This is a genomic window from Chryseobacterium gwangjuense (genome assembly GCF_021311115.1).
GTDB classification, from domain to species: Bacteria; Bacteroidota; Bacteroidia; order Flavobacteriales; family Weeksellaceae; genus Chryseobacterium; species Chryseobacterium gwangjuense.
Genome location: NZ_JAJTNP010000001.1, coordinates 202,753 through 222,452 on the forward strand (window position 1 = coordinate 202,753; position 19,700 = coordinate 222,452).

The 19,700-nt window shown below is 34.3% G+C and carries 16 protein-coding genes; 12 read left to right on the forward strand and 4 right to left on the reverse strand.

Annotated elements, in window-relative coordinates:
- Positions 1–2 precede the first annotated feature (2 nt).
- The 4 genes from LV842_RS00875 to LV842_RS00890 all read left to right on the forward strand — a co-directional run bounded on the left by LV842_RS00875 (position 3) and on the right by LV842_RS00890 (position 5,117).
- Entirely contained in the window at positions 3–935 is a 933-nt protein-coding gene (locus LV842_RS00875) for a phytanoyl-CoA dioxygenase family protein (RefSeq protein WP_233109574.1), read from the forward strand.
- A gap of 141 nt (positions 936–1,076) precedes the next feature.
- Complete coding sequence (locus tag LV842_RS00880; protein ID WP_233109575.1) at positions 1,077–1,589, forward strand: DUF7935 family protein; 513 nt, start codon at positions 1,077–1,079, stop codon at positions 1,587–1,589.
- A 24-nt stretch (positions 1,590–1,613) separates the two neighbouring features.
- Positions 1,614–2,225, forward strand: a complete 612-nt coding sequence (locus LV842_RS00885; protein WP_233109576.1) for an inorganic pyrophosphatase — start codon at positions 1,614–1,616, stop codon at positions 2,223–2,225.
- A 162-nt stretch (positions 2,226–2,387) separates the two neighbouring features.
- Positions 2,388–5,117 carry a sodium-translocating pyrophosphatase gene (locus tag LV842_RS00890; RefSeq protein ID WP_233109577.1) on the forward strand — a complete coding sequence of 910 codons (2,730 nt, stop codon included), beginning with the start codon at positions 2,388–2,390 and terminating at the stop codon, positions 5,115–5,117.
- Positions 5,118–5,188: 71 nt separating this feature from the next.
- Here LV842_RS00890 and LV842_RS00895 read toward each other — a convergent pair whose 3' ends face one another.
- Positions 5,189–6,328, reverse strand: coding sequence for an aminotransferase class I/II-fold pyridoxal phosphate-dependent enzyme (locus LV842_RS00895; protein ID WP_233109578.1), 1,140 nt, complete (start codon positions 6,326–6,328; stop codon positions 5,189–5,191).
- Positions 6,329–6,416: 88 nt separating this feature from the next.
- On the opposite strand from LV842_RS00895, the gene LV842_RS00900 reads away from it, so the two are divergent.
- The 3 genes from LV842_RS00900 to LV842_RS00910 all read left to right on the forward strand — a co-directional run bounded on the left by LV842_RS00900 (position 6,417) and on the right by LV842_RS00910 (position 8,340).
- Positions 6,417–7,463: a M28 family metallopeptidase gene (locus LV842_RS00900; protein WP_233109579.1), complete on the forward strand. Its 1,047-nt coding sequence runs from the start codon at positions 6,417–6,419 to the stop codon at positions 7,461–7,463.
- A gap of 77 nt (positions 7,464–7,540) precedes the next feature.
- Positions 7,541–7,984 (forward strand): GNAT family N-acetyltransferase, encoded by a 444-nt coding sequence (locus LV842_RS00905; RefSeq protein ID WP_233109580.1) that lies wholly within the window; start codon positions 7,541–7,543, stop codon positions 7,982–7,984.
- Positions 7,981–8,340, forward strand: coding sequence for a VOC family protein (locus LV842_RS00910; RefSeq protein WP_233109581.1), 360 nt, complete (start codon positions 7,981–7,983; stop codon positions 8,338–8,340). Before LV842_RS00905 ends, LV842_RS00910 begins: the two co-directional genes overlap by 4 nt.
- A 195-nt stretch (positions 8,341–8,535) precedes the next feature.
- Here the strand turns inward: LV842_RS00910 and LV842_RS00915 are convergent, their stop codons facing one another.
- Positions 8,536–8,895, reverse strand: a complete 360-nt coding sequence (locus LV842_RS00915; protein ID WP_233109582.1) for a winged helix-turn-helix transcriptional regulator — start codon at positions 8,893–8,895, stop codon at positions 8,536–8,538.
- 266 nt (positions 8,896–9,161) lie between these two features.
- Here LV842_RS00915 and LV842_RS00920 point away from each other — a divergent pair, with 266 nt between their 5' ends.
- Positions 9,162–10,073 (forward strand): ClpXP adapter SpxH family protein, encoded by a 912-nt coding sequence (locus LV842_RS00920; RefSeq protein ID WP_233109583.1) that lies wholly within the window; start codon positions 9,162–9,164, stop codon positions 10,071–10,073.
- A gap of 83 nt (positions 10,074–10,156) precedes the next feature.
- Here the strand turns inward: LV842_RS00920 and LV842_RS00925 are convergent, their stop codons facing one another.
- Positions 10,157–10,555, reverse strand: a complete 399-nt coding sequence (locus LV842_RS00925; RefSeq protein WP_233109584.1) for a VOC family protein — start codon at positions 10,553–10,555, stop codon at positions 10,157–10,159.
- A 143-nt stretch (positions 10,556–10,698) separates the two neighbouring features.
- Here LV842_RS00925 and LV842_RS00930 point away from each other — a divergent pair, with 143 nt between their 5' ends.
- From LV842_RS00930 to LV842_RS00940, 3 genes are all read left to right on the forward strand, one after another.
- Positions 10,699–11,496, forward strand: coding sequence for an SDR family oxidoreductase (locus tag LV842_RS00930; protein ID WP_233109585.1), 798 nt, complete (start codon positions 10,699–10,701; stop codon positions 11,494–11,496).
- 75 nt (positions 11,497–11,571) lie between these two features.
- The gene (locus LV842_RS00935; protein WP_233109586.1) at positions 11,572–12,486 is read left to right on the forward strand and encodes a helix-turn-helix domain-containing protein; all 915 of its coding nucleotides are present in this window, start codon (positions 11,572–11,574) and stop codon (positions 12,484–12,486) included.
- 365 nt (positions 12,487–12,851) lie between these two features.
- Positions 12,852–14,684, forward strand: a complete 1,833-nt coding sequence (locus tag LV842_RS00940; protein WP_233109587.1) for a T9SS type A sorting domain-containing protein — start codon at positions 12,852–12,854, stop codon at positions 14,682–14,684.
- Positions 14,685–14,768: 84 nt separating this feature from the next.
- On the opposite strand, the gene uvrA is transcribed toward LV842_RS00940, so the two are convergent.
- On the reverse strand, positions 14,769–17,555 hold the full coding sequence (gene uvrA, locus LV842_RS00945; protein ID WP_233109588.1) for an excinuclease ABC subunit UvrA: 2,787 nt from the start codon (positions 17,553–17,555) through the stop codon (positions 14,769–14,771).
- A 272-nt stretch (positions 17,556–17,827) separates the two neighbouring features.
- Between uvrA and LV842_RS00950 the strand changes: the two genes are divergently transcribed.
- Positions 17,828–19,639 (forward strand): TonB-dependent receptor plug domain-containing protein, encoded by a 1,812-nt coding sequence (locus LV842_RS00950; protein ID WP_233109589.1) that lies wholly within the window; start codon positions 17,828–17,830, stop codon positions 19,637–19,639.
- The last annotated feature ends 61 nt before the right edge of the window (positions 19,640–19,700 follow it).

A 19,700-nucleotide genomic window follows, 5' to 3' on the forward strand; every position in this document is an offset into this window, starting at 1 on the left:
TTATGTTAAAGCAAATCCGAAATTATAAACTTCCGTATGTAGTTTACAATTTTTTTAATAAAAGTAAATTAAAACATAATATTCCTCTGTATAAAAAGTACGGAATCAATAAAAACTACTTTTCGAGTATTTCCAGTAAAGATTTTGCCCATCTTCCCGCAGATGAAAGAAAGATAGATACTGAGAGATTAGCGGAAACATCATTCTACAAAAAACTTTCTGAAGAAAATAAAGATAGTGTAAGGAGTTTTGAAAAGGAGGGATATTTAATTTTAAAGAATTATTTAAGCCCTGAAACTGCCGATAAAATCAATACTGAAATTGATACATTAATGGCAGACGGAACTATAAAATTCCGCTATGGAGGGAAATTAATGTTTGTGATTCATCATTCTGAAATCATCAGAAATATTGGGAACGATAAAAATCTGTTAGAATTTCTTTCTGTTTTAATGGATGGCGAGGCAAAACTTTTCCAAAGTATCAATTTCATTAATGGGAGCCAGCAAAAAACGCATTCTGACAGTATTCACATGACGACTTACCCTTTGGGAGGACTTCTCGGTGTATGGATTGCTCTTGAAGATATTGACGAAAACAATGGGGCTTTACATTATATTCCGGGAAGTCATAAACTTCCTTATTTCCTAAATTCAGATTATGATAATGAAGGAGATAGCATGAGGATTGGAAAAAAAAGCTATAAAGCCTATGAAGAATTTCTTGAAGAAAAAGTAAAAGAATTAGGACTTAAAAAAGAAGTTTTCAGAGCAAAAAAGGGAGATCTATTAATTTGGCACGCCAATATTCTTCACGGCGGTGAACCTCATTTGGATAAATCAAGAACAAGAAAAAGCTTAGTCTATCATTATTTTGATGAAAATAGTGTTTGCTATCATGAGGTAACGCAAAGACCGGCACTTTTTGAACTGTAAAAAATAATTAAAAAGACTATGAGATTTTCGTAGTCTTTATTTTTTGTATCTGGTAGAATATAATTGGGAAAATCTATAAATTAAAATTCTGAAAATGATAGCAAAATAGCCAAATTATTAGTAATTTTGCTACCTCAAATTATGACAAATTTTTCAGGATATCTACCGTATGCATTTGCATTAATTATTGCAATCCCTTTCTTGGTTTTGTTGAGACAGTTTGTATTTACGTACATTAAACTTAAAGAACAGGAGATCAAATTGCTTTCTGTGAAATCAAACTCTGAAAATAAGACTCAGGCTTACGAAAGAATGACTTTGTTTTTAGAAAGAATAAAACCATCAAACTTAGTTCAGAGGTTTAACAAAGACCTTGCTAGCCACGAATTTATTTTCCTTACCGAAAAAACAATCAATGAAGAATTTGAATACAATTCTTCTCAGCAATTGTATGTTACGAAAAATTCATGGCAAAATATCGTTGATTCTAAAAATGCTGTGATAGATTTGCTTCATCAAACCTATGATGGATTGAATGGAAATACTAATCTTGACGAGTTTAAAACCATTTTCATCATGAATTATATGGAAAACGAAGATTATATTTCGGTAACCATAGAAGATTTGAGAAGAGAAATTTTAATAATAGCTTAACTAAAAAAATAAAAATTTTAAATAATGATTCCAAATTTTAAAGCACATCCATGGCATGGGATTTCTGCAGGAGAAGATGCGCCAAATGTTGTAAATGTTTTCGTGGAGATCGTTCCTTCAGATACTATTAAATATGAAGTAGATAAAGAAACAGGATTTTTAAAGGTAGACAGACCTCAGAAATTCTCAAATATTATTCCTGCATTATATGGTTTTGTTCCTAGAACATACTGTGACGAAGCCGTAATGAATTTAGCAATTGAAAGAGGAGCAAATGATGTTACAATGGGAGATCATGACCCTCTTGATATCTGTGTCCTAAGTTCTCATAATATTCATTCAGGAGGTTTATTGATGGAAGCTATTCCAATCGGAGGTTTTAAAATGATCGACGGAGGAGAAGCTGATGATAAAATCGTTGCTGTAATGATTGGAGATCATGCTTTTGGTCATTATAGAGACATTTCAGAATTACCTGAAGCTGAAGTTAAAAGATTAATGCACTATTTCTTAACGTATAAAAACTTACCAGATGAGCCTGCAAAATGCAGAATTCAGGAAGTTTACGGAGCAGATCATGCTAAAAAAGTAATCAAAGCTTCTCAGGAAGATTATGCAAATAAATACGGAGGATAAGATTCTCAGGATTTAAAGATAAAAGTTAAAGGCTAAATGAATTTTCATTTAGCCTTTTTTATTTAATAATTAATATTTTTTTTGGTAGTTGTATTATTTTTCCATAATCCTTGAGAATTATTTATTATATTTAATTCTCTATTACCAAAAAAATATTAAACTATGGACTTATTTGTGTTAGTACCAATTTTTGGTGTCATTGCTTTGCTGTATACTTTTATTCAGAGCAATTGGGTTAGTAAGCAGGATGCCGGAAATGAAAAAATGAAAGTTATCAGCGGACACATCGCTGACGGTGCAATGGCTTTTCTCAAGGCCGAGTACAAGATTTTAATGTATTTCGTAGTAATTGTAGCTATTCTTTTAGCGGTGATGGGAATGAGCAACGCCAACTCACATTGGAGTATCGGAATTGCTTTTGCTGTGGGAGCTGTATTTTCTGCTACGGCAGGTTTTATTGGGATGAAAATCGCTACGAAAGCCAATGTAAGAACGGCAGAAGCGGCAAGAACTTCACTCTCAAAAGCTCTTAAAGTTTCATTTACAGGTGGTTCTGTAATGGGAATGGGAGTTGCCGGATTAGCCGTTTTAGGATTAGGAGCATCATTTTTAATTATTAAGCAAATTTTCGCTCCGGATGCTACAGTTGATTCTCATGAAATGGAAAGAACCATTGAAATCTTGACCGGATTTTCTTTAGGAGCAGAATCAATAGCGCTTTTTGCAAGAGTAGGAGGCGGAATTTATACTAAAGCAGCCGATGTCGGAGCAGATTTAGTGGGAAAAGTAGAAGCCGGAATTCCTGAAGATGACCCTCGAAATCCAGCAACAATTGCTGATAACGTAGGAGATAATGTAGGAGATGTTGCAGGAATGGGGGCTGATTTATTCGGTTCTTATGTGGCAACGGTATTGGCAACAATGGTTTTGGGAAGAGAAACTGTTTCGGAAGATTCTTTTGGCGGTTTTGCACCAATTCTTCTCCCAATGTTGATTGCAGGAACCGGAATTATATTTTCTATCATCGGAACTTTATTTGTTAGAATTAACGATAATGAAGGATCCTCTACTTCAAGTGTACAAAACGCATTAAATCTAGGGAACTGGGGAAGTATCGTTATAACAGCTATAGCTTCTTATTTTTTGGTTACTTATATCTTACCTGAGAAAATGGTTCTGAGAGGCCTGGAATTCTCTAAAATGGGTGTTTTTGGGGCAATTATGGTTGGTTTGGTCGTGGGTACTTTAATGAGTATCATTACAGAATATTATACTGCAATGGGAAAAAGACCCGTTTCAAGTATTGTAAGACAATCTTCAACAGGTCATGCAACCAATATTATTGGCGGACTATCAGTGGGTATGGAATCTACTTTACTTCCGATTATTGTTTTGGCAGGTGGAATTTATGGTTCTTATTTATGTGCAGGCCTTTATGGTGTTGCGATTGCAGCAGCTGGAATGATGGCAACAACAGCGATGCAGCTGGCAATTGATGCTTTCGGACCCATTGCAGATAATGCAGGAGGAATTGCCGAAATGAGTGAATTACCAAAAGAAGTTCGTGAAAAAACAGATATTCTGGATGCTGTAGGAAATACAACAGCTGCAACAGGAAAAGGTTTTGCCATTGCTTCTGCAGCATTGACGGCTTTAGCTTTATTTGCTGCTTTCGTAGGAATTGCCGGAATTGATGGAATTGATATTTACAGAGCTGATGTTCTGGCCGGGTTATTTATCGGAGGAATGATTCCTTTTATCTTTTCTTCATTGGCTATTACGGCGGTCGGGCAGGCTGCAATGGCGATGGTAGAAGAAGTTCGCAGACAGTTCAGGGAGATTCCTGGGATTTTGGAAGGAAAAGCTCAGCCTGAATATGAAAAATGCGTTGCTATTTCTACCGATGCTTCCATTAGAAAAATGATGCTTCCGGGAGCAATTGCCATTATTTCACCTTTATTAATTGGATTTATTTTCGGACCTGAAGTGTTGGGTGGTTTTTTAGCCGGAGCTACTGTGTGTGGAGTTCTTATGGGAATGTTCCAAAATAATGCAGGTGGAGCTTGGGACAATGCCAAAAAGTCTTTTGAAAAAGGAGTTGATATTAACGGACAAACTTATTACAAAGGATCTGAACCTCATAAGGCTTCAGTGACAGGAGATACAGTGGGAGATCCATTTAAAGATACTTCAGGACCTTCTATGAATATTTTGATTAAATTGATGTCGATCGTATCTCTCGTTATTGCACCTACTTTAGCTACTTTACATAAAGATAAAATTGAAGCTAACCGAAAAGCAAAGATTGAGGCTTTAACAGGGGTTTCCGGATTGGGTTCTGCAGCGAATGTTGATGCTTCTATTCCGTTAGCTCCAAAAGAAATTAAAGGATATGTAAATGAAAACGGCGATTTTGTTTACGATACAGGAAATAGTAAGGAAGTTGAATTAAAAGGTGGAAAGAAAATTTCTATGGGTGAAGGAAGCCAGATCTATCAACTTTATAATTCCGTAAAACGAAAAGATAAAAGAATTTTGGATCCCAATAATTGGTATACGATCGAGAACCTTTATTTTGAAACCGGTTCAAGTGATTTAAAAGCAGGTTCTGAAGCTCAACTCTTGAATTTGGTTGAAATTCTTACTGCTTATCCGGATCTAAAAATAAAATTAGGAGGTTATACTGATAACTCAGGAAATGATGAAAGCAATCAGCAGCTTTCAAATCTAAGAGCTCAAACTGCAAAACTGAAATTATTAGAGTTAGGAATTGCAGCAGATAGAGTAGAAGCAGAAGGATATGGCTCGCAGCATCCTATTTGTGCAGCGAATGATACCGATGAATGTAAAGCAAAAAATAGAAGAATTGATGTAAGGGTTTTAGCTCTTTAAAACAAGTAGATAGTATTAAAAAGCACCGCATAATGTGGTGCTTTTTTATTGATTTATAAATGATTTTAACCTTAAAGATTCTTTCTTAAATACTCTAAAGCATCAATAATCAGATCATCTTTTTTTGCAAAACTAAATCTTATATAATCCGAATTTGTTTTAGCATTATAGAATGCAGAAACGGGAAGACAAGATACTTTTTTTTCTATGGTCAGCCATTTGGAAAACTCAACATCTGTAATGGTTTTTGAAATGTTTCTGAAATTTACAATCTGAAAGAAACTTCCCTGTGCTTTTTGCTCAACCTGTAAAGGAGTGTACTGAATAAGTTCATTAAAAATATTTCTTTTATTTTCCATGGCTTTTCGGTTCTCTTCAGGATCAAATACATCAAGATATTTGGCTACCGCATATTGAACAGGAGCATTCGTACTGAAAGAAATATACTGCTGATAACTCCTAAAATCCTTTAGAAGATCTTCTGCAGCAAGTAAGTAACTTACTTTCCAGCCGGTTGCATGGAACATTTTTCCGAAAGAAAATATGCAGAAGGTTCTTTTTCTTAATTCCGGATGAAGAAATGAGCTGTAATGCTCAATATTGTCATAACAATAAATATCATAAATTTCTTCTGAAATAAGGTAAATCTCCTGGTCTTTGATGAGTTCATACAATCGTTCCCAATCACTTTTACTCCATATTTTACCGGTTGGGTTCTGAGGTGAATTGACAATAATTGCTTTTGTTTTTACCGAAATACAACTTTGAAGTCTATCCCAATCGACTGTAAAATCATTTTCCAGATCATAATAAACCGGAACACCTCCGTTAAGAACAATTGAAGGAGCGTAGGTATAATATGACGGCTGTATAACAATAACTTCATCTCCTTGATTGATAATAGATTTTAAAGAAGTATATAAAGCAAAAGTTGAACATGGAACAATATTTACTTCTTCTCTTCTTATGACAATGCTATTCTTTCTGCTGGCGTTAAATTTAATAATATTGTCGATCAGTAAAGTATTGCCTTCAAGTGATTCGTAGCTATGGCTAATGCTGTCTGCAGATTCTTTCAGATAATACCGTAGCCGGCTATCTACTTCAAAATCAGGCAGACCTAAAGACAAGTCAAAACTTCCATGCTTTCGGGAAAGTTCAGACATTTCGGTAAAAAAAGAATAATGATTAAATCCGTAAATTTCTTTCATTCATTTGGCATTTAAATCAAATATAATAAATTTTAGATTTCATTAGAGGATAAATATAAATTTGCTATTTTTAAGAAAATTATTTTAAATGAGAAAGTTAATCATTCCACTATTCGCTGCTGCTTTACTTACCAGCTGCGGAGCTTCAAAAGTTTCTACTGAAACATCAGGTTCTTCTGTTACTTCCCCTAAAAAATATAATAAAGCATTTCAGTCTGCTTATGAGGAAATTAAGGCAGAAGATCTAAAGAAAAACTTATATGTAATTGCTTCAGATGAAATGGGAGGGAGAGATACCGGAAGTCCAGGGCAAAAAAAGGCTGGAGAATACATGATTAATTATTATAAAAGTTTAGGGATTTCTTATCCAAAAGCATTGGGATCCTACTATCAGAAAGTTCCTGCTGATTTTATGAAGCAAAGAGGAGGAGGAAATCTGCCTGATTCTGAAAATATTTTAGCATTCATAGAAGGAAGTGAAAAACCTGAAGAAATTGTTGTTATTTCTGGGCATTATGATCATGTGGGAACAAGAAATGGAGTAGTCTATAACGGTGCAGACGACGATGGGAGTGGAACTGTTGCTGTTATGGAGATTGCAAAAGCTTTTCAGAGTGCTAAAAAAGCAGGAAAAGGACCTAAAAGATCGATTTTATTCCTTCATGTGACGGGAGAAGAACATGGTTTGTTTGGATCAGAATATTATACTGATAATCCTGTGTTTCCGTTAGCAAATACAGTGGTGGATTTAAATATCGACATGATTGGGCGTGATGATCCGGAAAACAGAGGAAAACAGTATGTTTATGTAATCGGTTCCGATATGCTAAGCTCTCAATTAAAAGTAATTAACGAAGCTGCTAATAAAACAACAAATAACCTGGAATTAAATTATAAGTACGATGATCCGAATGATCCTCAAAGATTATATTACAGATCAGATCATTATAATTTTGCCAAAAACAATATTCCTGTAGCGTTTTTCTTTGATGGAATTCATGAAGATTACCACAAACCAACGGATGATGTTGAAAAAATTGATTACAATTTATTGGCAAAGAGAACACAATTGGTTTTCGCTACGGCTTGGGAACTGGCCAACAGAACAGAAAGAATTGTAGTAGATAAGAAATAATTTGTAAAAGTTTAATAAATATAAAGGCAGATTTGCAGATAAGCAGTTTGCCTTTTTACTTTTAATATATATTCTGCATGGAAATCAGAGAGGCTAGAATAGAAGATATTCCGCAGATACAGATCGTGAGAAATTCTGTAAAAGAAAATACATTGTCTGATCCTGGATTAGTTACCGATAAAGATTGTGAAGAATTTTTATTTGAAAGGGGAAAGGGCTGGGTTTGTGAAATTGATCATCAAATTGTAGGATTTTCCATTGTAGATATGAAGGAAAACAACATTTGGGCATTGTTTTTACATCCTGATTCTGAGAAGAAAGGCATCGGAAGAAAACTTCACGATGTAATGCTAAATTGGTATTTTGAACAGACCAAAGAAAACGTTTGGCTTGGAACCTTACCTCATACAAGAGCCGAAGAATTTTACAGAAAATCCGGATGGAAAGAGGTCGGATCTCATGGAAAAGGAGAAATAAAATTTGAAATGACTTATAATGGCTGGATAAACAGATTATCATGAAACAAAATTTACAATCAATTCGCCCATTTATTGGCGCTGAAAACTTTGAAGTCAGCCGTAATTTTTACAAAGACTTAGGATTTGAAGAAGTTGTTTTAGAACCTAAATTATCCTTATTTAAGAAAAAGGAAATTGGGTTTTATTTACAAGATGCCTATGTAAAAGACTGGATTGAGAATACCATGCTTTTTATAGAGGTTGAAAATACAGATGAGTTTTGGAATGAACTTCAGCAATTGAATCTTGAAAAATATGAAGGAGTAAGGTTAACTCCTGTCAGAACAATGTCTTGGGGAAAAGAATGTTTTGTTCATGATCCTTCAGGAATTTTATGGCATTTTGGAGAATTCTTTTAAAAACGAGTTAAATATTAAATGAGATATGATTGATATTTTATGAATACTGACAAATGTCAGTGTGTTTTTATTTTTATTAATTCTAAATAAATATAAATTTGTGTCAGTAAAAATTTACTAAAACACATATTAATCATATCCATATCAATTTTTGTTTTTTCGAACCGGCAAGTCATATTTGCCGGTTTTTTATAGCTATCTCTGATAAAGAGACTTTCTGTATTCAATACCCCATTTAGCAATTTCATCAATAATAGGTTCTATCGTTCTTCCATATTCTGTCACTTCATATTCTACGGTAACAGGTTTGGTATCGAGTACAGTACGTTTAATAAGATGATTGATTTCCATATCCTGAAGCTCTTTTGAAAGCATTTTAGCTGCAATACCGTCAATTTCTCTCAATAAATCCATAAAACGCATAGTCCCTCCCTGCAATAATGTTCCTAAAATATGAAACTTCCATTTGCCTGATAAAATCTCCATAGCATCCTTAATAGCACTCATTCTGTGCTTGCAAACTAATGATGTATTTAAATTGGCTTCCTTTTTCATTCTATTTTTGCTTCTTTAAAAATGTAAAAACGTTTGATTGTACAAATCTAATAAAAATTATTCAGGTAGTTTCCTAGAGGAAACTAGTTTCCAAAAGGGAATTTATTGTTAAAATGTAATGATTAAACGTTAGCTTTGCATTCAATAATAACCAAGTATTAAATATTATCATGATTAAAAAAATGATAAACTGCAAAATACTAACATTCTTGTTCCTTACCGTAACTTTAAGCAGTTGCAATGGGCAGAACGATAAAAGTAAAAAAATGGAAAACAAAACAACCAACCCGTTATTATGTGATCCTGCTACAGGAGTTTGTGAAACGCCGGGGGAAAAAACAGAAAATGGGAACAGTAAAACCAATGAAAAGCCAGTGAAAGTTATTTATTTTACAGACCCGATTTGTTCTTCTTGCTGGGGAATTGAACCTCAATTGAGAAAACTTAAATTAGAATACGGAAACAACGTAGAAATAGAATACAGAATGGGAGGTCTTCTTCCAGACTGGAGCTACAACAGTGGAGGAATCAGTAAGCCTTCAGATGTTGCTCATCATTGGGATGAAGTAAGCGGATATTATGATATGCCGATTGATGGAGATGTGTGGTTAAAAGACCCATTAGATTCTTCTTATCCGCCTTCAATTGCGTTTAAAGCAGCTCAGCTTCAGGATAAATCTAAGGCGTTGGAATTCATGAGAGAGCTTCGTGAAATGGTGTTTTTGAGAAAGAAAAATATCGCAAAATGGGAACATATCTCAGCTGCCGCTAAAAAAGTTGGTTTAGATACTGATAAATTAAAAGCTGATTTTGACGGAAAAGCAAAAGACCTTTTCCAGGAAGATCTTAAATTGGCAAGAGAAATGGGAGTTCGTGGTTTCCCTACTATGTTTTTTACAAACGGAGGAGGAAGCAGAGAAACAGTATATGGTTCAAAACCTTATGCATTCTACGAAACTGCAATTTTAAAAATCAATGCAGAAACAAAAAAATCTGAATATTCTAAAAACTGGGAAAGTCTTTTTGCAAAATACCCTTCACTTACTGCAAAAGAATTTTCAGAATTATCCGGAACACCAAGAGTTGAAAGCGAGAAAATCTTAAATGAACTTGCTTCTAAAGGTACTCTTGAAAAATTTACGACTAAAAATGGTTCAATCTGGACTTTAAAATCGTAATTAACTACAATCATATTTAACAAATTGTACCGAAGGTTCTATGAATCTTCGGTATTTTTTTATAGAATTATTACATCATCTGATTACATTCCCGGCCAATATAAAACATTAAATTTGTGTCCGTCCGGATCGGAAAATCCAAAAGTGTATCCTTCTTTGATTTCATAAGGTGCCGCAAAAATATTTCCGCCGGCTTTTTCGACTGTTTTTACCCATCCATCAACTTCATCTTTACTTCCCGCCGAAAGACTGAAAATGATTTCGTTTCCGGTTTTTAAATCTGAAAAACTCATTTTAGTATTCGTTTCAAGAATGTCTTTCAGGAAAAAATTGATAATAAAATTATTTTTTCCAAAAGAAAAGCTTGTCAGTTCATCAGATTTCACGGAATTATTGGATGTAAAGCCTAATTCTTCATAAAACTTTGTGGTTCTTTCAAGGTCTGCCACTGCCAGATTTGCCCAGATTTGTTTCGTTTCCATATTGATTGATTTAGGAATAAAGTGTTGTTTTAGAATGAAATTTTCAGACCAATTTCATTTTGGCTACATGAAAATCCGTTTTGGCAACTTTAGTCCTTTCAAAAGTGCGGACTTTTGTCATGTAATTTTTAAACAATAAAAAAATGAAAACAATTTTCATAACAGGTGCCTCAACAGGACTAGGAAAAACAACGGCAAAATTATTTCAAAGCAGAGGATGGAATGTGATCGCAACGATGAGAAATCCGGAAGCAGAAACAGAATTAAGTCAATTGGAAAATGTTACGATTCTTCCATTAGATGTTACCAATTTAGAACAAATTCAATCAACAATAAAAAAAGCATTGGCTTATAGTGATATTGATTTGGTATTCAACAATGCAGGTTATGGCTTGATCGGACCTTTAGAAGCGTTGAATGATGATCAGATCTTAAAACAATTAGATACCAATTTATTAGGCGTTATTCGTGTCACAAAAGAATTTATCCCTTATTTCAGAGAGAGAAAAAACGGAATGTTCATCACGACTACATCAATCGGAGGTTTGATTGCATTTCCGTTGGGGTCAACCTATCATGCTACAAAATGGGCATTGGAAGGATGGAGCGAAAGTCTGGCGTATGAATTAAATACTTTCGGAATTGATGTAAAAACAGTGTCTCCGGGAGGAATTAAAACAGATTTTATCAGCCGTTCTTTAGATATGGGAACTCAACCGGAATATCAGACAATGGTAGATACGATGTTTTCGAATACAGAAGCTATGATGGAAGGAGCTTCTGAACCTGAACTTATTGCAGAAGTAGTGTATGAAGCTGCAACGGACGGTAAAACACAATTAAGATACGTAGCAGGAGATGATGCAAAAGCATTGTATGCGCAACGATTGGAAATGGGTGCGGAAGTTTTCAGAGAACAATTTGGAAAACAGTTTATCTAAATCTTATAACCAGCGTATTGGATTAATAATCATAGCTTTGATTAGTCATATCGCTTCTTTTTAATACCTTTAATTATGGAAAAGAAAGATTATTCTCCTTTAAAAATTTCATCGGTTTCGGAATTGCATACTATTTTACAGCTTCCAAAACCTCTTCATCCGCTGATTAGCTTGGTGGATAACAGAACGATGAGTGTGAATAAGGATTTTCTTCACCGAAGTTTTACATTGGGATTTTATAAAATTTCCTATAAATTTTCGGAAAACGGTAAAATAGGGTATGGACAAGGCTATTATGATTTCAATGAAGGAGGAATGATGTTTACTGCCCCTAATCAGGTGTTAATTACCGATGAAAATGCCGAATATTATGGGTATACTTTATTTATTCATCCGGATTTTTTAAGAAACTATCCTTTGGCAAAAAATATAAAGAAATATGGTTTCTTTTCTTATGATACCAATGAAGCTTTGCATTTATCGGAAAAAGAAAAAACAACCATTGTCAGTTTGATGAATAATATTAATGATGAGCTCCATACAGCAATCGATGAAATAAGCCAGGATGTTATTATTTCTTATATAGAAGTTTTGCTGAATTACAGTAATCGCTTTTACAAAAGACAATTCATCACCAGAAAGATGGTTAATCATGATCTTCTTTCTAAAATGGATGATCTGCTGGAAGATTATTTTAACTCCCAGAAGACACTCACGAATGGCCTCCCAACTGTAGACTTTTTAGCTTCTGAGTTACATCTGTCGGCTCATTATCTGAGTGATATGCTTAGGAATCTTACAGGACAGAACGCCCAGCAACATATCCATGAAAAATTGATAGAAAAAGCAAAGGAATATCTTACCACAACCGGTTTTTCGGTATCCGAAGTAGCTTATCAATTGGGTTTTGAGCATTCCCAGTCTTTTAATAAGCTGTTTAAAAAGAAAACGAATACAACGCCTTTAAGTTACAAGCAATCATTTAATTAAAAGAATCCGTTCTTTAGGAACGGATTCAGTAGATAAATACATCTCATTTTTTTAATTAGACAACAATAAAAAAGCACAGCCGACAATGCTGTGCTTAAATTTTTATAAATTTAATTGCAATTTCAAAACTGAAAAAAGCAAAATATGTTTTCACCTCGTTTGTATTACATAGTAAATGTAGTAATAATTTTAATACGAAATATTAATTTAATGTTAAAATTAACAAGTTACTAACATTTTGTTGTGGATAAAGTGTTGCAGCTGAAATAAGGTCTTTGGTGATGCACTATATAAAGCTTCAGGATTTTTGTATATTTTGTTGTGAATCAATCTATTTTTTATAAATTTGGAATATATTCACACTTATGAGAAAAATTTTTATTCTACTATCTGTAATCTTCTCGGCTTACACACTAAATGGTCAAACCTCATTTCCTTACACCAGATCTTGGGGAACTTATGTAGGAGGTACAGGAAATTTATTATTTGATGAATATAAGGTGGAAACCAATGTGTTTCAAGATTCTCAAAATAATATCTACACCAACTCACAAACCACGATGCAAAATGGTTATCAGAGCAGTTATTATAATCAGTTTGTTTTAGGAGGAGATAATTGTAATCTGTCTTTTAGTATTAATCTGTATCATGCGGTATTCGGAAGCTCAGGAGCAATGATTTATGCAGGGTATAAAGGCAGTGACACAGGAACAGCCGGTAATTTTGAAATTTTAAGAGGTATTGATCCTCAGGATAACAAGTATATTTTGAAAGGATATAGCAGTATTGTAAATAATCTTGCGACTTCCGGAGTCTGGCTTACTCAAAATCAAAATTCACTTTCAAACAAAACATTTACACTTTCAAAATATTCTCCCTCGGGAAGCCTGTTGTGGACCACCTATCTTCCCAAACCATTTACAGCAAGAGGAATGATGCTCAGGTTTGATTCGGATTCCAATATCTATTTAGAAGGACATACGAATGAAAATATTCCCGGGCTTACTACTTCCGGTGTGTTTCTTGAGAATTTTATTACTTACCAGAATAGTACAACTACCGGAATAAACAGTTATCTAGTAAAACTTAACAGTTCCGGACAAAAGATATGGGCCACTTTTTCGCCCGAGATTTATGATTATGAAGTACTTGAAGGTTATATTTATACTGTTTCACAATATCATCCTGCAATGCCTGGAAATTATACGGATTCAGGAACTTTTCAGCCTACTTCAACCGCACAAAATTTAATTACTAAAATTAATAGTACCACAGGGCAAAAAGTATGGGGAACCTTTTACGGAACTCCTCTTTCACCCAATACCTATACGGGAACCGGAATCTATGATATGGGTATAAATTCTACAGGAATTTACGTGTCCGGACAAAATGAAGATGCAAATTTTCCTACTTACTTTGCAACAAGTGGAGCATTTAAGCCACAAATGACGGGCTCAGGAGATCTTTTCTTAAGCAAATTTGATTTTACAGGAAACAGAGTCTGGAGTACTTATTTTGGAACCAATGGATATGATACTAACCTAGGTTTTGCTAATCTGTCTGTTTTCGGTAACAAAATTATGATTACGGGCAATCAATATGGAGCTTCTGATAATATTTCTACCCAAAATGCTTTTTTAACGACCATTCCTAACACATCATCAAGTTGGACAAATATGTATTTTGCTGAGTTTGATGATACCGGTGCAAGAAAATGGTGTTCTTATTACGGAGGACCGGGAACCAGTTTTTGGGGAGAATATATCACGCCAAAATTCTTACATGATGGTTCTTTCATACTTTATGGAACAACAGGAGCGACTTCAGGGATCGGAACTTCCAACGGAGCGTTTCCATCCATGCTGAATCCTGCTGTTCAGCAGCCTTTTGGTTATATTGCAAAGTTTGATTTAAAAGAGCAGCTTTCTACATCTGAAGCTACAAAACCAATCGATCTTATCCTTTATGATAATCCAAACAATGGTAATTTCTATTTAAAAGGAAATGTCCTTGAAAAGGAACATACTTCCATTAAACTTTTAGATATGTCCGGAAGATTGGTTGCCAAACAAAAACTTGAGAAGAATGATACTAATTTTATTCAGATGAAAGGAAAACTTTCTGCAGGAAATTATATGCTTCAGGTTCTTTCTGATCAATCAGAACAAATTAAAGTATTTAAAATGACTGTGAAATAGGGATTTAATAAATCAATTACATAAAAACAACAAAAAAGGAAGCAAATTTTGCTTCCTTTTTATTTAGATATGACTACCTATTTTCTATAATTTCTCAGCAACATACTTCGCTGTGTGAGATTTCTTATTTTTTGCTAAATCTTCCGGTGTTCCGGCAAAAACAACTTCACCACCATATTTTCCGGCTTCTGGACCAATATCGATGATATAATCAGCACATTTAATGATATCCGGCTGATGTTCGATCACGATTACAGAATGTCCCAAATCAATTAAAGCCTGTAAGGATTTCAATAATTTCTGAATATCATGAAAATGCAGTCCGGTTGAAGGCTCATCAAAAATAAATAAGGTTTTATCTGTAGTAACACCTTTTACCAAGAAAGAAGCCAACTTCACACGCTGTGCTTCACCTCCCGAAAGAGTAGAAGAGCTTTGTCCTAACTGTAAGTATCCTAATCCTACATCCTGCAGAGGTTTTAGTTTAGTAACAATTTTTTCTTCATGGTTATCTTTGAAAAATTCCAAGGCTTCATCAACCGTCATGTGAAGTATATCGGAAATATTTTTTTCGTCAAATTTTACTTCCAGAATTTCGTTTTTGAAGCGGGTTCCTTTACAAACCTCGCATTCCAACTCAATATCCGCCATGAACTGCATCGAAACATTGATAACACCTTCTCCCTTACATTCATCACAGCGTCCTCCATCTACGTTGAAAGAGAAATGTTTGGGTTTGTAGCCCATCATTTTTGACACCTTTTGTTTCGCAAACAAATCTCTGATGTCATCATACGCTTTAAGATAGGTTACAGGGTTTGATCTGGAAGATTTTCCGATTGGATTTTGGTCAATCAGTTCAATGTGCTTAATGAGTTTTTTAGGAAACTCAACAGAATCATAATCCCCTTTTTTGCCGCCCATTCCCAACTGAATCTGAATATCATTCGTAAGGATTTCTTTCATTAAAGTAGATTTTCCACTTCCGGAAACTCCTGAAATCACTACAAGATTTTCTAACGGAACATCTACATCAATATTTTTAAGATTATTTTGACGGGCTCCTTTTATATGGATCCACTCTTTACCTTTTCTGCGTTTTGAAGGAACTTCAATTTCTAATCTTCCTGTCAGATATTTTGATGTTAAAGTATCTGCATCTTTCAGTTCTTTATAATCACCTGCAAAAACAAGCTCACCACCCAAATATCCTGCTTCAGGACCAATATCAATGATATAATCGGCTGCTTTCATCACATCTTCGTCGTGCTCTACAACAATTACGGTGTTTCCCAGATCACGAAGATTTTGTAAGACTTCAATCAGGTTCTCTGTATCTCTGGAGTGAAGTCCTATCGACGGTTCATCTAGAATATAAATAGATCCCACCAAAGAACTTCCTAAACTCGTCGCTAAATTAATTCTCTGACTCTCACCTCCGGAAAGGGTATTGGATGTTCTGTTTAATGTTAGATATCCTAAACCAACCTTTAATAAAAATTCAAGGCGGGTTGTAATTTCATATAATAATCTCTTGGCAACTTCTTTGTCGTGATCAGATAATATTAAGCTGTTAATTAAAGGAAAAAGCTCATCTAAAGGAAGCTCAATCATCGACTGGATATCGTGTCCGTCAATTTTCACCCAGCTGGTTTCTTCACGCAGTCTCAGTCCTTCACAGGTAGGACAAAGTGTTTTTCCGCGATATCTGGAAAGCATTACACGATACTGTATTTTGTATAAATTTTCTTCCAGCATCTGGAAGAAATTATTTACGGATGGGAACGTTTTACTTCCGTCACCTTTCCAAAGATAAGCTTTCTGTTCTTTGGTCAGCTGATGATAAGGCTTATGAATAGGGAAATCTTTTGCTTTTTTGATAAAATCTTTTTTCCATTCGCTCATACTTTCGCCTTTCCATGAAGCAACAGCATCTTCGAAAATTGATAGTGTTTTATTCGGAATGACCAAATCTTCATCAATTCCGATTACTTTTCCGTAGCCTTCACATGTAGGACAAGCTCCATAAGGATTATTAAAGCTAAAAAAATGAACATTCGGTTCCAGAAATTCAATTCCGTCGAGCTCAAACTTGTTGGAGAATTCTTTAATTTTTCCGGTATCAATATTCTTTAATGCACAGTATCCATGACCTTCATAAAACGCCATTTGAATAGAGTCTGCCAATCTTTGAAGGAAACTTTCATCTTCTTCATAAGAAAAACGGTCGATCACCAGATTGATTTCCATGCCTTCTTCGGGAGTGAATCCAAAGCTTTCCAAATCTTCAATTCCGGCAACATTCCCGTTGATTTCCAAACGTGTGAAACCAGCAAGCTTTAATACATTTAAATTTTCGCCAAAATTTGACACATCATATTTCAGTGGTGCCGTTAATAAAAAGGAAGAATCTTTTTTGGATGATTTAATAAAATCTACCACATCCGTAACCGAATCTTTTTTCACTTCTTCGCCCGAAACAGGAGAATAGGTTTTCCCAATTCTTGCGAAAAGAAGTTTCATATAATCATAAATCTCTGTAGAAGTTCCTACCGTAGAACGTGGATTCGAAGAAATTACTTTTTGTTGAATCGCTATGGAAGGAGCTAATCCTTTAATATCATCAACTTTTGGTTTTTCTAGTTTTCCCAAAAACTGACGCGCATAAGAGCTTAAACTCTCAACGTATCTTCTCTGTCCTTCCGCATAAATCGTATCAAAAGCCAGTGACGATTTTCCGCTTCCGGAAACTCCTGTGATGACAATTAATTTATTTTTAGGAATAAGTACATCTATGTGTTTCAGATTATTAAGGTGTGCATTCTTAACGAAAATCTGTTTTTTAATATCTATATCTGTAGTTGAAGCCATAGTAAAATTAAGACTAACAAAATTACGAATTTTTATGGGAATATGGTGATAACAATATCTTAATAGGATTAATAATTTTTTGTTTTCTATCCCATTAAGATTCAATTTAAGTGAATAAGGATATTGTGTTGATATTTTAAACTTTTTAATCTTCAACGATATGAAAATTAGATGTTTTTAACAGTATGACAACAATCATTTTGCGGTGTAAGTAAACTCTGCTACTTTTGGGGACTTTTAAAAATGACTAAAAACTAAAAGTAAATACCGTTATGATCAAGAGAATAGGCAGTCTTTTTTTTGTTGGATCTGTGTTTTTTATACAAGCTCAGGAAAAAACTACTGACATTGAAACCATTGAGGTTCAAGGGAAATTTATTTCTACTCCGTATAAATCGGCTAATCAAAACATTACCATCATTACGAAAGAAGAGATTGTAAATTCACCGGCAAAAAGTATTGACGAAGTTCTTCAGCAGGTTGCAGGAATGGATATAAGAAGGAGAGGTGCAAATGGAGTACAAAGTGATGTTACTTTTAGAGGGAGTTCTTTTGAACAGGTTCTTCTCCTTATCAACGGAATCAGAATGAACGATTCTCAAACCGGACATAATTCTTTGAACATTCCGGTTGATCTGGCAGATGTAGAAAGAATTGAGGTTATAAAAGGACCTGCAGCAAGAAGATTCGGACAGAATGCTTATGCAGGAGCTATCAATATTATTACAAAAATCAATTCCGGTAAAAATGTAAAGATTAATGCAGAAGCCGGAGATTATGAATCTTATGGATTAGGACTGAGTGCTCATTTGGGAGGTGAAAAATTCTCAAATTCATTAAATATGAGTTCCAATTCTTCTCAAGGATATATGTATAATACAGATTATGACATCCGTAATATTTTTTATCAGAGTCAGTTAAAAATAAAAGACGGTGATCTAAAATTACAGGCTGGTTTCTCTGAGAAAAAATTTGGAGCTAATGGTTTTTATTCTTCTGCAGCGGCGACTGAGCAGTATGAAGAGCTTCAGGCTTCCATTATAAGTTTGGCTCACAGACAGAGTTTTGGAAAGTTTAAACTCAATTCAAATGTATATTGGAGAAGAGGGCAAGACATGTATCTGTACAACCGTCAGAAACCTGAAATCTACAGAAATATGCACATTGGAAATAATGTAGGCGGAGAAGTGAATTCGAGCTATACTTGGGGATTAGGAACGACGGGTGTAGGCGTGGAGCTGAGAAAGGAGTTTTTAGCAAGTAATAATTTAGGAAACAGGGAACGATTTGTATCACAGGTTTTCCTTGAACATTATTTCTCATTCTTCGATAAAAAGCTGAATGTTTCTCCCGGAATTTCATGGGCAAACTATTCTAATGTAGGAAACTTTTTTTATCCGGGTCTTGATGTTGGATATAACTTTACCGGCAATAGTAAAGTCTATGGTAATATTTCAAAAGTTCATAGAGTTCCTACATTCACTGATTTGTTTTACATGAGTAAAACAGAGAATGGAAACCCTAATTTAAAACCGGAAAGCGCTTTATATGCAGAAATTGGATATCAGTATCAAACTAAAAATATCTTGGTAAAAGCAAGTGGTTTTCTGAGAGATTCTGACAAGCCCATTGACTGGATAAAAACGTCTTTAAACGATCCTATTTGGTATGCTCAGAATGTGGGAGATATGAAAATAAAAGGGATTGAGATTGAGGTCAGTCATCAGGTACTAAATTGGCTTAAATATTCTGTAGGATACACATATTTGGATAATGATTTCAAGCAGTCCAAAGATTTTGTTTCAAGATATACTTTAGACAACCTAAAACATCAGGTGATTGCAAAACTGGAAACCAAATTCCTGAAAAGTTTCACCAACGAACTTGTTTACCGATATAACCAGAGATTAAATAATGGAAGTTATAATCTTTTGGATGAAAAAATAAGTTTCGCTAAAAAAGACTATTCGGTGTATGTTTTAATTAATAATATTACAAATACGGAATATACAGAAGCATTCGGTGTGAAAATGCCGCAAAGATGGTTTCACATTGGGTTTTCATATAATATCAATATTAAGTAAATGTTAATTGATGATGAATTAAAGTTAATATTACGAAATTGTTAATTCAATTACATTTGCA